Source organism: Erwinia wuhanensis (assembly GCF_030484085.1).
Classification (GTDB): Bacteria; Pseudomonadota; Gammaproteobacteria; order Enterobacterales; family Enterobacteriaceae; genus Erwinia; species Erwinia aeris.
Window position 1 is genome coordinate 940,379 of record NZ_JAUJUH010000001.1, and the last position, 14,192, is coordinate 954,570.

A 14,192-nucleotide genomic window follows, 5' to 3' on the forward strand; every position below is an offset into this window, starting at 1 on the left:
TACTTGCTCAGGATTTTTTCGCTTTTTCCGCCGTCAGCGCCGCGATGCGCATAATCACCGTCACCGTTTTTTCCATAATATCCAGCGAGGCGAACTCGTGCTTGCCGTGATAGTTATAGCCGCCGGTAAAAATGTTCGGGCAAGGCAGTCCCTTAAACGACAGCGCCGCGCCGTCGGTCCCGCCGCGTATCGGCTTCGTCACCGGCTCCACGCCGCTTTCCCGCATCGCCTGTAGCGCCAGCTCAATAATATGCGCATGCACTTCGACCTTTTCGCGCATGTTGTAATAGCTGTCTTCCGTCTGCACCTCAATGCTGACGCCCGGCTGTTTGCCCTCGCTCAGCGTGGCGGCGATATCTTTCATCACCTGTTTTCTGGCTTCAAAGCTGTCGCGGTCGAAATCGCGGATGATGTAGTGCAGCTCCGCTTTATCCACGCTGCCTTTGATACCGTGCAGATGGTAAAAGCCCTCATAGCCTTCAGTCTGCTCCGGCACCTCTTTTTCCGGCATGGCGGCGTGAAAACGCATCGCCAGATCCAGCGCGTTGACCATTACGCCTTTAGCGCTGCCGGGATGCACGTTGTTGCCGACAATCTTCACGGTAGCGGAAGCGGCATTGAAATTCTCATATTCAAACTCGCCCAGATCGCTGCCGTCGATGGTATAGGCCCACTCGGCGCCAAAAGCCGCCACGTCGAAACAGCTGGTGCCTTTGCCTATTTCTTCGTCCGGGGTAAAAGCGATGCGGATATCACCATGCGGCACGTTCTCGCTTTTCAGCCGGGCGATAGCCGTCATGATCTCCGCCACGCCCGCTTTATCATCCGCGCCCAGCAGCGTTTTACCATCGGTGGTGATCAGCGTGTGGCCCGTCAGGCGGTGCAGCACGGGGAACATCACCGGCGACAGCACCTCGTCGCCAATGCCCAGCGCGATGTCGCCGCCGCGATAGTTCTCCACGATCTGCGGATTAACATTTTTACCGGTAAAGTCCGGCGACGTGTCCATATGGGCGATAAACCCGATGGTTGGTACAGGCCAGGCAACGTTTGCAGGCAGAGTCGCCATAACGATGGCGTGCCCGCTCAGCGTGACGTCGCTCAGCCCCAGCGCTTCCAGCTCCTGTTTTAACTCACGAGCCAGCCGCCATTGCCCTTCCGTACTGGGAACCTGCCGAACATGTGCTTTGGACTGCGTGTCGAATGAAACATAGTGCAAGAAGCGTTCGAGTAAATTTGTCATCTGCCTTCCCTCTGAGTGCGGACGGTTATTATCTGTTATTTTGCCCGACGTTTATTGCGTCAGGTCAGTTACCTGCTCGGATCCTGCGGCTTCGGCGCGCCCCCGCCCGGAAGGCTAAAGGCGCACGGATAGTGGATCAGACTGTAAAAACGCACCGGCGCTGTGCCGTCATTGCGGTAGCTGTGCGGCGTATCGGCCTGAAAACGCAGCCCTTCGCCTGCTTTAAGCGTATGCCATTGCGCGCCGGTCGCCAGCCGGAGTTCGCCTTCAATAACGACAACGTGTTCAATTACGCCGCGCTCATGGGCGGAAGACTCGCTGAGCGCGCCGGCGGCCAGCTCAACCACCAGCATGTCAAAACCCAACTGGCGATCGAAGGGAAACAGCGGGCTGGCCTGCATGGTCGTATGCTGCTGTCGCCAGCGATCGGTTCCTACGCTGCGAAGAAAAGCGCTCTCAGGGGCGGGGTCGGCAATAAAATGCGAGAAAGGCACGTTAAAACCGGTCGCTATCTTCCATAGCGTCGCCACGGTTGGGCTGGATTCGCCGCGTTCTACCTGGCCAAGCATCGCTTTGCTGACGCCTGTCTGCGCGGCGGCTTCCGTCAGGCTCCAGCCGCGCGCCAGGCGCAGCACTCGCAGAATACGACCAGGTTCCGGTAGTGTTTGTGGCATCAAAACTCCCCCGTTTTTTCCTTAGCATAACACTTGTGCGTTATAGCGCACAGTGCTAGCTTGTGCGTTATAACGGTCAATCGGGAGAGGATCATGCGTCCTGCCTTTTCTTTGCGTCACCTGACTTTTCCTGCCGTAGTGGCGGGGTTTGTCGCGGTGCTGGTGGGCTACACCAGCTCTGCCGCCATTATTTTCCAGGCCGCCGGGGCCGCTGGCGCAACGGCGGCGCAGACTGGCGGCTGGCTAAGCATGTTGGGTCTGGCAATGGGCGTGACCTCTATTGGACTGTCGATCTATTATCGCGCGCCCGTGCTGACGGCCTGGTCCACGCCGGGCGCGGCGCTGCTGGTCACCAGCCTGCCCGGCATTCCGATGCCGGAAACCATCGGCGTATTTATCTTTGCTTCCGGGCTGATTTTTCTCTGCGGCGTGACCGGCCTGTTTGCACGCCTGATGAACCATATTCCGCAGGCGATTTCCGCCGCCATGCTGGCGGGTATTTTATTGCGTTTTGGTCTGGATGCTTTCGCCTCGCTGCAGCCTGATTTTACGCTGACGGCCAGCATGTGCCTGGCTTACCTGTTAGCGCGCCGTTTTCTGCCGCGCTACGCCATTGTGCTGACGCTGCTGGTGGGTCTGGCCGTCGCGGCGATAAAAGGAGAGATCCACCTTTCGCAGCAGCCGCTGACCTTTGCCGTGCCGGCATTTATCGCGCCGCATTTTAGCTGGTCATCGCTGCTCGGCATTGGCGTTCCCTTTTTTATAGTGACGATGGCCTCACAGAATGCACCCGGCATCGCCACGCTGAAAGCGGCAGGCTATCCGGTGCCCGTTTCGCCGCTGATGAGCTGGACCGGGCTGGCTTCGCTGCTGCTCTCTCCTTTCGGCGGTTTTTCCGTCTGTATCGCGGCCATTACGGCGGCAATCTGTATGGGGCCGGACGTGCATCCCGATCCGCAGCGTCGCTACTGGGGCGCGGTCTGCGCAGGCTTTTTCTATCTGCTGGCGGGCCTGTTTGGCGGCGCGATTGGTCAGCTGTTCAGCGCGCTGCCGCCTGCGCTTATTCATACCCTCGCCGGGCTGGCGCTGCTGGGAACAATAGCGGGCAGCCTGCAGCGCGCGCTGGCGGAGGATAAACAACGTGACGCGGCGGTGATTACCTTTCTGATCACGGCGTCGGGCCTGTCGCTACTGGGGATTGGCGCGGCGTTCTGGGGGCTGGTGGGTGGGATAGTGGCGCATCTGGTTTTTTGTTTGCCACGCCGCCAAGACGGGTTGCCGATTTGAGCGCTATTTTACCGGCTGGCGTGACTGCCGTTGCGCCAGAGACTATGCGCGCGGCCTGCTGTATCAGCCACGCTGCCAAAGGCAAAGCACAGATACAGTCGTGACTCAGGGCGCTAATCACCTTGCGTGCCTCCTCGCTATAATGAGGATTACCCGGCGCGCTGCGTGCCGGGCGCAACCAAAGAGGTGAAATTTGATTAAATATAGCGTGTTATACCCGAACGTTGAAAACGGTGAGTTCGATCATGACTACTATCGCGATGTGCATCTGCCGCTGATCCAGGCAAGGATGGGCGACTATCTGGTGTCCTTCTCCATCGACAAAATCATTGGCACACCTGAAGGTACGCCAGCACCTTATGTTGCCGCCTGCCATCTGGTTTGCCGCTCTGTCGAGGATCTGCAAAAAGGCATGGAAGGTCATATCGATGAGATTGTGGGTGATGTGGCAAACTTCACCAATATCACGTCAGTGAAGTGGATTTCTGAAGTCGTGGCGTAACACGAGCGAAAAAAGGCGGGGAGAAATCCCGCCTGAGCCTTATTTCTGCCTGAGAAACGTAACGGCAATCATATACACAATCGCAAAAGCCATGCAGAAAAAGGACGGCAGGTTGCCGTCCCATATGGCATGGGTTACTTGATCTTCGCCAGCAGGCGCTGCACAAATTCCGGCACCACCTCGCTTGCCAGTCCGTACTCTTTCTCTTCGAATTCGCTGCCGACCTGGCTTGGCTCCAGGTTCAGCTCGACGGTATGGGCGCCCTGCAGTTTCGCCTCATGCACAAAGCCCGCCGCCGGATAGACGTGGCCGGAGGTGCCGATAGCGATAAAGTAGTCCGCCTGCGCCAGTGCCTGATAGATCTCATCCATCTGTAGTGGCATTTCGCCAAACCACACCACGTGCGGGCGCAGCACCGACGGGAACTGACAGCAGTGGCAGCGATCGTCTTCCTTGACGTCTTCCTGCCAGTGCAGCACCTGGCCGCTGGAGACGCAGCGCACCTTCAGCAGCTCGCCGTGCATATGGATAACGTTACGACTGCCCGCGCGTTCGTGCAAGTTATCAATATTTTGCGTCACCAGCAGAAAGTGGTCGCCCAGCGCGGCTTCCAGCTCGGCCAACGCTTTGTGCGCCGCATTGGGCTGGATATCGCCGCTGGTCAGCTGGCGACGGCGGGCGTTATAAAAAGCCTGCACTTTTTGCGGATCGCGCGCGAAGCCTTCCGGCGTCGCCACGTCTTCCACCTTGTGCTCCTCCCACAGGCCGTCGGCAGCCCGGAAAGTGCGGATCCCCGACTCGGCAGAAATACCTGCGCCGGTCAGGACAACAACTCGCGGTAAAGGATGCATGGCGATCTCCAGATTGCGGTCGCGTTCGAAAATGCGCTGACGCAAACGCTGCTGCACCTTGCGTCGGGTTTTCTTGTAGCGAGCCAGTCTCAGCCGGCGACGGGGTGTACGCATGTTAAATCCTCTAATCCTTAATGTGCAAAAAAGCGGCGCCGCGCGTGCCGCCTGCATCGCCATGGCGGGCTTTGGCAAAACGCGGCGGCTTTGCTCGCGGCAGCAGATGCGTTGCCACCTGCTGCTCCAGCCCGTCGTAAAGCGCGTCAAAACCAGACAGCCCGCCGCCCAGCACCACCAGATGCGGATCCACCAGCGTCAGCCAGTTTGCCAGGCAAACGGCCAACAGCGCCTGATAGCGGGCGGTATGGGCTATGGCCTGCTCGTCCCGTTGATAATAACGGCTGGCGATTTCCGGCGCACTGAGATCTGACTGATTATGCAGCCGCCACAGGCGGGCAAAGCCCGGCCCGGAAAGCCACGGCTCGATACAGCCGCGCTTGCCGCAGCCGCAGAGGGGCTGCGCCACGTCGCGGCCCAGCACTTCCAATGCATCCAGCGGCAGCCGCATATGGCCAAACTCGCCTGCGACGAAGTTGCGTCCGGTCAGCGGTTTGCCTTCCACTATCAGCCCGCCGCCCACGCCGGTGCCCAGGATCAGCCCCAGCACCACCGGATAGGCTTTGAACTCGTCGTCCCAGGCTTCCGACAGCGCAAAACAGTTGGCGTCATTATCAATACGGACTTCCCGCCCCAGCCGCTGGCTCAGATCCGCCTGCAGGCGCTGTCCCTGCGCCGCCGGCACGTTGGCGGTAAAGACCGTGCCGTCATCCGGCACGGGCAACCCAGGGATGCCCATACCGACGCTGCCCCGCGTGCCGCAGAACTTATCGGCTTCGTCCGTCATCGCCGCCAGCCTGTCGAGCAGCTGCGCGTAATCATGCGTGGGCGTGGCGGCGCGCTGGCTCCAGATAAGCTGGCGCTGCTCGTTATAGACGCCAAGCGCGATTTTGCTGCCGCCGACGTCAAAGCCGTAATACATGCTACTGCCCACTCAGCACGCGCGCCGGATCGATGCGGCTGGCGCGTCTGGCCGGATACCAGCTGGCGATCAGGCTCAGCAGCAGCGAGGTAAGCAGCACGATGCCCACATCCTGCCAGTGCACTTCTGACGGCAGAAAATCGATAAAATAGATATCGCCGGACAGGAAGTGGTAGCCGGTTAAGGTTTCGATACCGTGGATAATCGGCGTCAGGTTAAAGGCCGCCAGCACGCCGACCACCACGCCGCTGACGCTGCCCAGCAGGCCAGCCATCAGCCCGTACCAGACAAAAATAGCGCGGATCAGTCCGTCCCTGGCGCCCAGCGTGCGCAGCACCGCAATATCGCCGCTCTTGTCCTTCACCGCCATGACCAGCGTGGAGACAATGTTAAAACAGGCCACGCCGATCACCAGCACCATTGCCAGATACATAATGGCGCGGATCATCTGGATGTCGCGGTACATATAGCCGTAGGTGCCAATCCAGCTGCGGATATAGACATAGGCGTGCGTCACTTCGCCCGCGTCCCGCACCAGCTTCTGCGCGGCAAACGGATTGGTCATCTTCAGCGCGATACCTGTGACACTGTCACGCATCGCCAGATAATTTTGCGCATCCTGCAACGGCACCAGCGCCAGGCTGTGATCCAACATCCCGCTCAGCGCCAGAATGCCGCTGACCTGAAGGCGCACGCGTTTCGGCTGGAGCAGCTTATGTTCGGGATCGCTGTTGGGGATCATAATAGTCAGCCAGTCGCCCTGCTTTACCTTCAGGCTGTTGGCGACGCCCTGACCTAAAATAATCTGCTGCTTGCCCGCGCCGAAGCTTTGCCAGGCATTATTCTGCACATAGGCAGGCAGCGCGCTCAGTTTGGTTTCCTGCTGCGGATCGACGCCTTTAACCTGGATCGCCTGAAGCTTTGCGCCGCTCTCAATCAGGCCGGTGAAATTGATATAGGGTGCAGCCGCCGCAATGCCCGGAACCTGCTCCACCTTCGGCAGCAGCGACTGCCAGCCGGTAAAGGGCTGGTTGACCGGTTCGATTTCGCCGTGCGGCACCACGGCCAGAATGCGGTTATTCAGCTCGCGTTCGAAGCCGTTCATGGCGCTGAGGCCAATAATCAGCACCGCCACGCCCAGCGCGATGCCAACCGTAGAGATCGCTGAAATCAGCGATACCATACCGCCGCGACGGCGCCCACGGCTGAAGCGCAGGCCCAGGAGCAGAGAAAGAGAACTTGCCATTACGCCATGCCCGCCAGCGTCAGTTCTTCGCTGAGCACGCCGTCACGCATTTCCATCTGGCGGTTAAGCCGCTTCGCCAGATGCAGATCGTGCGTCACCACCAGAAAAGCGGTGCCCTGACGCACGTTCAGTTCGCCCAGCAGATCGAAAATGGCGTCGGCGTTGCGCGCGTCCAGGTTGCCGGTCGGCTCATCCGCCAGCACCAGACGCGGATTGTTTACCAGCGCGCGGGCAATCGCCACGCGTTGCCGTTCCCCGCCCGAAAGCTCGGAAGGCCGGTGCGCCGCCCGCTTTTCCAGACCAACCGCACGCAGCATATCAATGGCTTTCGCCTCGGCCTGCGCCTTGCTGGCCTTGCCAATCAGCAGCGGCATGGCGACGTTTTCCAGCGCGCTGAAATCGGGCAGCAGATGGTGGAACTGATAGATAAAGCCCAGCTCGCGGTTGCGCAGCTCCGCCTTTGCCGACGAAGACATGCCATTCAGCGACTTGCCGTTAAACACCACGTCGCCGGAGGTTGGCGTATCCAGCCCGCCCAGCAAGTGCATCAGGGTGCTTTTGCCGGAGCCGGAGCTGCCGACAATCGCCATCATTTCGCCAGGCGCCACGCTGAAAGAAACATTACGCAAGACGTCCGTCTGGACGCTGCCTTCCTGGTAGCGTTTGCACAGGTTGTCGCACTGCAACAGAATCGGGTTACTCATAACGTAAAGCCTCAGCGGGTTGAACGGCGGCGGCGCGCCAGGAGGGATAGAGCGTGGAAAGCAACGCCACGGCCATCGCGATAACAACAATGGTGGCCACCTGAATGGCGGAAATCTCGACGGGCAGCGCCGCGCCATCCAGGAAGATGCCGATCAGCGGCATCAGATTATTCAGCTGGCTGGCAAGCAGCACGCCCAGCAGCGCGCCGACCAGCGAGCCAACGATGCCGGCGGTTGCGCCCTGCACCATAAATACCAGCACAATTTGCCGGCGGGTCAGCCCCTGAGTTTGCAGGATCGCCACTTCGCCCTGCTTTTCCATAATCAGCAGGCCCAGCGAGGTGATGATATTAAACGCGGCGACGGCGACAATCAGGCTGAGCAGCAGCCCCATCATGTTTTTCTCCATCTTCACCGCCTGGAACAGCTCGCCCTTGCGCTCGCGCCAGTCTTTCCAGACCAGGCCGTCCGGCAGCTTCTGCTCGCTGAGCGTATCCACCTGGAGAGGTTTGTCCAGCCACAGCCGCCAGCCGGTGATATGGCCAGCCGGATAGCGCATCAGGCGCGAGGCGTCCTGCTGGTTGACCAGGATCTGATAGCCGTCCACCTCGCTGTTGGCGGCGAACGTGCCGATAACGGTAAACAGGCGCTGGCTGGGCAGCCGCCCCATCGGCGTAAACTGGCTGGCGGACGGCACCATCAGCCGCAGCTGGTCGCCGCGCTTCAGCCCAAGCTGTTCCGCCAGCTGTTCGCCGACGATAATGCGGTACTGATTGGGCTGTAGGTCGCTCTGCTTCACATTGGCGAGATACGGCGTCAGCGGATCCGGCTCGTCAGGGTTGATGCCCAGCATAACGCCGACGCCGACGCTGCGGGCGCTTTGCAGCACCACGTCGCCGGTGGTCAGCGGCGTGACGCGACTGACGCCTTTCAGCTGCAGCGAATCCGCCGGCACCTGCTGCGGGTCGATCGAGCCTTTCTCGCTGCTAATCAGCGCCTGGGGCATCAGGTTTAAGGTGCTTTTTTCCAGCTCGTGTTCAAAGCCGTTCATCACCGACAGCACGGTGACCAGCGCCAGCACCCCCAGCGTGATGCCGATGGCGGAAAGCCAGGATACAAACCGCCCGAAGCGGTCTGATGCTCGCCCGCGCATATAACGCAGGCCGATAAATAACGCGACAGGTTGATACATGTAATCCGTCTTCTGGCGGTAATAAGGCAAAAAGTGATCGAAGATGATAAAGGTTAGCCCGGCGTTATGGAACCTCTAAGCCGCTGACTCTTTTGCTAAGTTTTGTTATCTCTTGCGACACGCGCTTTTATTGGCGAAATATCACACTAAAAACGACCGTTAATTACTCAATTATTACGCAAAAAAGGGCATAGACTTAATTATCCCTTAAAGGGAGCAGCGTAGAGTAAAGGCGGGAGTGGTCATAATGTCAAAGTATGAAAAAGGCAGTATTGTCCGGCATAAAACGGGCGAAATTAAAGGACTGGTCGTCAACGTGTTTGAACAGGGCGATGCGCCGGCGGGCTATTACGTGAAGTGGGACGATGGCAATCACAGCTATCACGGCGAAAAAGAACTCATTTGGGCAAACATTGACCGACCCAGAATGCACTACACCCAACAATCGCCGAAATAGAGGTATACTCGGTTAGCCGAACAGGAAACGCGTCGTTTTCTGCTCTCCCTTTATGTGAAGAGACCGACTAACTGACTATGCCTGAACAAGCCCGATATACCCTGCCAGCAAAAGCAGGCGACCAGCGCCAGCTGGGACAATTAACCGGTGCCGCCTGTGCGGTGGAATGTGCTGAAATCCTGGCGCGACACGGCGGCCCCGTGATGCTTATCGCACCGGATATGCAAACCTCGCTGCGGCTGCAGGATGAAATCCGCCAGTTTACCGATGAGCCGGTATTAACGCTGGCCGACTGGGAAACGCTGCCTTTCGACAGCTTTTCGCCGCATCAGGAAATCATCTCTTCCCGTCTCTCCACGCTTTATAATCTGCCCTCGCTGGAAAAAGGCGTGCTGATCCTGCCGGTTAACACGCTGATGCAGCGCGTCTGTCCGCACAGTTTTCTGCATGGCCATGCGCTGGTGATGCGCAAGGGCCAGCGCCTGTCGCGGGATACGCTGCGTTCCCAGCTGGAGCAGGCAGGCTACCGTCACGTCGATCAGGTGATGGAGCACGGCGAATACGCCACGCGCGGCGCGCTGCTGGATCTCTATCCGATGGGCAGCGAGCAGCCTTACCGCATCGACTTTTTCGATGATGAAATCGACAGCCTGCGCCTGTTCGACGTCGACAGCCAGCGCACGCTGGAAGAGGTCGAGGCGATCAATCTTTTGCCCGCGCACGAGTTTCCTACGGACAAAGCGGCCATTGAGCTGTTCCGCACCCAGTGGCGCGAGCACTTTGACGTCCGGCGCGAGGCCGAGCACATTTACCAGCAGGTCAGCAAAGGCACGCTGCCGTCCGGTATCGAATACTGGCAGCCGCTCTTTTTTGAGCAGTCGCTGCCCGCGCTGTTCAGCTATCTTCCGGCCAATACGCTGCTGATTAACACCGGCGATCTGGAAGGCGCAGCGGAACGCTTCTGGCAGGAAGTGATGGCGCGCTTTGAAAACCGTCGCGTCGATCCGATGCGTCCGCTGCTGCCGCCGGAAAAGCTGTGGTTGCGCACCAACGAACTGTTCAGCGAGCTGAAAAACTGGCCGCGCGTGCAGCTGAAAAATGAGGCGCTGCCGGAAAAAGCCGTCAACACTAACCTGGGCTATCAGCCGCTGCCCGACCTGGCCGTCCAGGCGCAGGCAAAAGCGCCGCTGGATGCGCTGCGTCGTTTTCTGGAATCGTTCAGCGGCCCGGTGATTTTTTCGGTAGAGAGCGAAGGCCGCCGCGAGGCGCTTCAGGAGCTGCTGGCCCGCATCAAGCTGGTGCCGAAGACCATTCACGCGCTGCATGAGGCGGAGCAGCCCGGCGCTTACCTGATCGTCGGCGCCAGCGAGCACGGCTTTATCGACAGCCTGCGCAACCGCGCGCTGATTTGCGAAAGCGATCTGCTGGGCGAGCGCGTCAGCCGCCGCCGTCAGGACACGCGCCGCTCTATCAACCCGGACGTGCTGATCCGCAACCTGGCCGAGCTGCATCCCGGCCAGCCGGTAGTGCATCTGGAGCACGGCGTCGGCCGCTATATTGGCCTGACCACGCTGGAAACCGGCGGCATCACGGCGGAATACCTGATGCTGACCTATGCCGGAGACGCCAAACTCTACGTGCCGGTCTCGTCGCTGCATCTGATTAGCCGCTATGCCGGCGGCGCGGACGAAAACGCGCCGCTGCACAAGCTCGGCAGCGATGCCTGGTCGCGCGCGCGACAGAAAGCAGCGGAAAAAGTCCGCGATGTGGCGGCCGAGCTGCTGGATATCTATGCTCAGCGAGCGGCCAAAGCGGGCTTTGCCTTTAAGCACGATCGCGAGCAGTATCAGCTGTTTTGCGACAGCTTCCCGTTTGAAACCACGCCGGATCAGGCGCAGGCGATTAACGCGGTGCTCAGCGATATGTGCCAGCCGCTGGCGATGGATCGCCTGGTGTGCGGCGACGTCGGCTTTGGTAAAACCGAAGTGGCGATGCGCGCCGCTTTCCTCGCGGTAGAGAACCACAAGCAGGTTGCGGTGCTGGTGCCGACCACCCTGCTCGCCCAGCAGCATTATGACAACTTCCGCGATCGCTTCGCCAACTGGCCGGTGCGCATTGAAATGCTCTCCCGTTTCCGCAGCGCGAAAGAGCAGGCGCAGATCCTGGAAGAAGCGCGTGAAGGCAAAATTGATATTCTGATCGGCACCCATAAGCTGCTGCAAAGCGAAATCAAATGGCGCGATCTGGGGCTGCTGATTGTGGATGAAGAGCACCGCTTCGGCGTACGCCATAAAGAGCGCATCAAGGCGATGCGGGCCGATGTTGATATTCTGACGCTGACCGCGACGCCTATTCCCCGCACGCTGAATATGGCGATGAGCGGCATGCGCGACCTGTCGATTATCGCCACGCCGCCTGCCCGTCGTCTGGCGGTGAAAACCTTTGTCCGCGAGTTCGATAATCTGGTGGTACGCGAAGCTATCCTGCGTGAAGTGCTGCGCGGCGGCCAGGTTTATTACCTCTATAACGACGTGGAGAACATCGAAAAAGCCGCCCATCGCATTGCGGAGCTGGTGCCGGAAGCGCGCGTCGCCGTGGGGCATGGCCAGATGCGCGAGCGCGATCTGGAACGGGTGATGAACGATTTCCATCATCAGCGCTTTAACGTGCTGGTCTGCACCACGATTATTGAAACCGGCATCGATATCCCGACCGCGAATACCATTATTATCGAGCGCGCCGACCATTTTGGCCTGGCGCAGCTGCATCAGCTACGCGGCCGCGTGGGCCGTTCGCATCATCAGGCCTATGCGTGGCTGCTGACGCCGCATCCAAAAGCGATGACCACCGACGCGCACAAGCGTCTGGAGGCGATCGCCTCGCTGGAGGATCTGGGCGCCGGTTTTGCGCTGGCAACGCACGATCTGGAAATTCGCGGCGCGGGCGAGCTGCTGGGCGAGGATCAGAGCGGCCAGATGGAGACGATTGGCTTCTCGCTGTATATGGAGCTGCTGGAAAACGCCGTGGACGCGCTGAAGGAAGGCCGCGAGCCGTCGCTGGAAGATCTGACCAACAGCCAGACCGATATCGAACTGCGGATGCCGTCGCTGCTGCCGGACGATTATATTCCGGATGTGAATACCCGCCTGTCGTTCTATAAGCGCATCGCCAGCGCGCAGCAGGAAGGCGAGCTGGACGATTTGAAAGTGGAGCTTATTGACCGCTTCGGCCAGCTGCCGGACCCGGCGCGCAACCTGCTGGATATCGCCACGCTGCGCCTGCTGGCGAAGAAAATTGGCATCCGGCGCGTTGAAGCGAGCGAGAAAGGCGGTTTTATCGAGTTTGCGGAGAAAAACAAAGCCGACCCGTCCTGGCTGATTGGCCTGTTGCAAAAAGAGCCGCAGAACTGGCGGCTTGACGGCCCAACGAAGCTGAAGTTTGTGCGCGACCTCGCCGAGCGCAAGCTGCGGGTGAAATGGGTGCGCGACTTTATGACGCAGGTGCTGGAAAACGCCGCCTGATGCGTCTGCTGCCGTTGCCGCCTGCCCTCAGCAGGCTGCAACGGCGTGCTTTACCGAACAGGTGCACGGTTAGCCTGAGCATAACAGGCTAACACGATTATTCTCCGCTAAAGCTCTGCACGCCGCGCTATTATTCGTTCGACGAAATGCCCAACATAAAGCCATCTATCTCTTCTATTTTAATCCTTAACAGCCCGTTTTTATGATGCGAGAACTTTTCCGATCCTAACCGGAAGGCGACATCTTTCAGATGCAAAAAATTAAGCGGCACTGACGCGTCGTCATCTTCCGGCGTGTAGTACGCCTCGCCGGTGCGTTTAAAATAATTCGCTATCGCCTGCTCTACCGTGCCTTCCTGCGCGTCGCCAAAAAACTCGACGATTTTCTCGTAATATTCCTTACCGGAAATGGTGTTGCCCGTTACCAGCGCGCCTTTTACAAACAGCGTAACGCCCAGGCCGACGCCCAATTTACTGGCGATATTAGCGATAAAGTTCAGATCGGCGTCGCGCATTTTACTGGCGAACACGTTAGTCATTTCACTTTGTTCAGACATGCCGTTCTCCTTGCCGTTATAAAGGGGATCTATCAACTACCTTAATGAGTTTAGTGGAGAACGGGTCGCTGACCAGTCGGACGCCGATCGCCGATTTTCCGCCGCTGACCGTCTGGCGAGGATTGCCTGTCCGCCCCGACTTGCCGTTATTTATCGTTGAATAGCCTGTCGTCCGGCACAGAAATCGGTTTCAGCAATGGTAAAAAAAGATATTAACCAGGCGAGGTACGTCAGAGAAAAACATTAATGCAGTTTGTGGAACTGCCTCGCATTTTATCGTTGCGTTTTCAGCGAGTTTGCACAGGAGAAGGCGTATATTTAAGCAATGAGGGAAGACAGGAAGAAGGAGAAGAGAGGTGTTTTTAGCGCGGTAATAACGGGGTGGAGCCCGCTATCACCGCTAACCACAAATAACTGTTTGGGAGTTAATCATGGCTAAGAAGGATTGTAAGTCAGAACCGCGCGTAACTGAAGCGCCGCAGCCGACCACTCGCTGCGAGTTTTACAGCCGCGCCGCGCACCGAGCAATATTTTTACGCGGCGAGTGGATAGAACAGGCAGGCTTTGCCGAAGGGATGCCGCTGAAAGTACGCGTGATGCCGGAATGTATTGTGATCACGGCGCAAAACGGCCGCGAGCTGTGGGGCTGTGTTGAGGGATTGAGCGTAGCGCATATCAATCATAAAAAGGTGAAGCAGTGGATAAAGGATTTCCCCGGCGCGTTGCAGGATAGCGACGATGCACCAGTGTTCAGGCGGAGTAACGGGGGCTTTGTGTAAGCCATCCTGGCTTGCTGGCTTGCTGGCTTGCTGGCTTGCTGGCTTGCTGGCTTGCTGGCTTGCTGGCTTGCTGGCTTGCTGGCTTGCTGGCTTGCTGGCTTGCTGGCTTGCTGGCTTGCTGGCTTGCTGGCTTGCTGGCTTGCT

General features: G+C 58.9%; 13 protein-coding genes. 5 read left to right on the plus strand and 8 right to left on the minus strand.

Annotated features, from left to right (window positions below):
• Positions 1 to 7: 7 nt before the first annotated feature.
• Both pepT and QZH36_RS04265 read right to left on the minus strand, forming a co-directional pair.
• Entirely contained in the window at positions 8 to 1,243 is a 1,236-nt protein-coding gene (pepT, locus tag QZH36_RS04260; RefSeq protein WP_253454552.1) for a peptidase T, read from the minus strand.
• A gap of 68 nt (positions 1,244 to 1,311) precedes the next feature.
• Positions 1,312 to 1,917, minus strand: a complete 606-nt coding sequence (locus tag QZH36_RS04265) for a helix-turn-helix domain-containing protein (RefSeq protein WP_301729700.1) — start codon at positions 1,915 to 1,917, stop codon at positions 1,312 to 1,314.
• 93 nt (positions 1,918 to 2,010) lie between these two features.
• On the opposite strand from QZH36_RS04265, the gene QZH36_RS04270 reads away from it, so the two are divergent.
• Positions 2,011 to 3,204 (plus strand): benzoate/H(+) symporter BenE family transporter, encoded by a 1,194-nt coding sequence (locus QZH36_RS04270; RefSeq protein ID WP_301729701.1) that lies wholly within the window; start codon positions 2,011 to 2,013, stop codon positions 3,202 to 3,204.
• A gap of 193 nt (positions 3,205 to 3,397) precedes the next feature.
• On the plus strand, positions 3,398 to 3,706 hold the full coding sequence (locus tag QZH36_RS04275) for an EthD family reductase (RefSeq protein WP_253454555.1): 309 nt from the start codon (positions 3,398 to 3,400) through the stop codon (positions 3,704 to 3,706).
• A gap of 134 nt (positions 3,707 to 3,840) precedes the next feature.
• Here QZH36_RS04275 and cobB read toward each other — a convergent pair whose 3' ends face one another.
• The 5 genes from cobB to lolC are packed head-to-tail and all read right to left on the minus strand — an operon-like array spanning position 3,841 to position 8,735.
• A complete protein-coding gene (cobB, locus tag QZH36_RS04280) occupies positions 3,841 to 4,671 on the minus strand; it encodes a Sir2 family NAD+-dependent deacetylase (protein WP_253454556.1) in 831 nt (276 codons plus the stop codon).
• Between the two features lie 10 nt (positions 4,672 to 4,681).
• The gene (gene nagK, locus QZH36_RS04285; protein WP_253454557.1) at positions 4,682 to 5,593 is read right to left on the minus strand and encodes an N-acetylglucosamine kinase; all 912 of its coding nucleotides are present in this window, start codon (positions 5,591 to 5,593) and stop codon (positions 4,682 to 4,684) included.
• A gap of 1 nt (position 5,594) precedes the next feature.
• A complete protein-coding gene (lolE, locus tag QZH36_RS04290) occupies positions 5,595 to 6,839 on the minus strand; it encodes a lipoprotein-releasing ABC transporter permease subunit LolE (protein WP_253454558.1) in 1,245 nt (414 codons plus the stop codon).
• Positions 6,839 to 7,543 carry a lipoprotein-releasing ABC transporter ATP-binding protein LolD gene (gene lolD, locus QZH36_RS04295; protein WP_125289636.1) on the minus strand — a complete coding sequence of 235 codons (705 nt, stop codon included), beginning with the start codon at positions 7,541 to 7,543 and terminating at the stop codon, positions 6,839 to 6,841. Before lolD ends, lolE begins: the two co-directional genes overlap by 1 nt.
• The gene (lolC, locus tag QZH36_RS04300; protein WP_301729702.1) at positions 7,536 to 8,735 is read right to left on the minus strand and encodes a lipoprotein-releasing ABC transporter permease subunit LolC; all 1,200 of its coding nucleotides are present in this window, start codon (positions 8,733 to 8,735) and stop codon (positions 7,536 to 7,538) included. The genes lolD and lolC overlap by 8 nt, the downstream gene beginning before the upstream one ends.
• Positions 8,736 to 8,982: 247 nt before the next feature.
• On the opposite strand from lolC, the gene QZH36_RS04305 reads away from it, so the two are divergent.
• Together QZH36_RS04305 and mfd are read left to right on the plus strand one after the other, a co-directional pair.
• Complete coding sequence (locus QZH36_RS04305; protein WP_125289634.1) at positions 8,983 to 9,192, plus strand: hypothetical protein; 210 nt, start codon at positions 8,983 to 8,985, stop codon at positions 9,190 to 9,192.
• Between the two features lie 77 nt (positions 9,193 to 9,269).
• Positions 9,270 to 12,713, plus strand: a complete 3,444-nt coding sequence (mfd, locus tag QZH36_RS04310; RefSeq protein ID WP_253454560.1) for a transcription-repair coupling factor — start codon at positions 9,270 to 9,272, stop codon at positions 12,711 to 12,713.
• 130 nt (positions 12,714 to 12,843) lie between these two features.
• Here the strand turns inward: mfd and gvpU are convergent, their stop codons facing one another.
• Positions 12,844 to 13,269: a gas vesicle accessory protein GvpU gene (gene gvpU / locus QZH36_RS04315; RefSeq protein WP_253454561.1), complete on the minus strand. Its 426-nt coding sequence runs from the start codon at positions 13,267 to 13,269 to the stop codon at positions 12,844 to 12,846.
• A 431-nt stretch (positions 13,270 to 13,700) separates the two neighbouring features.
• On the opposite strand from gvpU, the gene QZH36_RS04320 reads away from it, so the two are divergent.
• A complete protein-coding gene (locus QZH36_RS04320; RefSeq protein ID WP_301251724.1) occupies positions 13,701 to 14,048 on the plus strand; it encodes a SymE family type I addiction module toxin in 348 nt (115 codons plus the stop codon).
• Positions 14,049 to 14,192 lie beyond the last annotated feature (144 nt).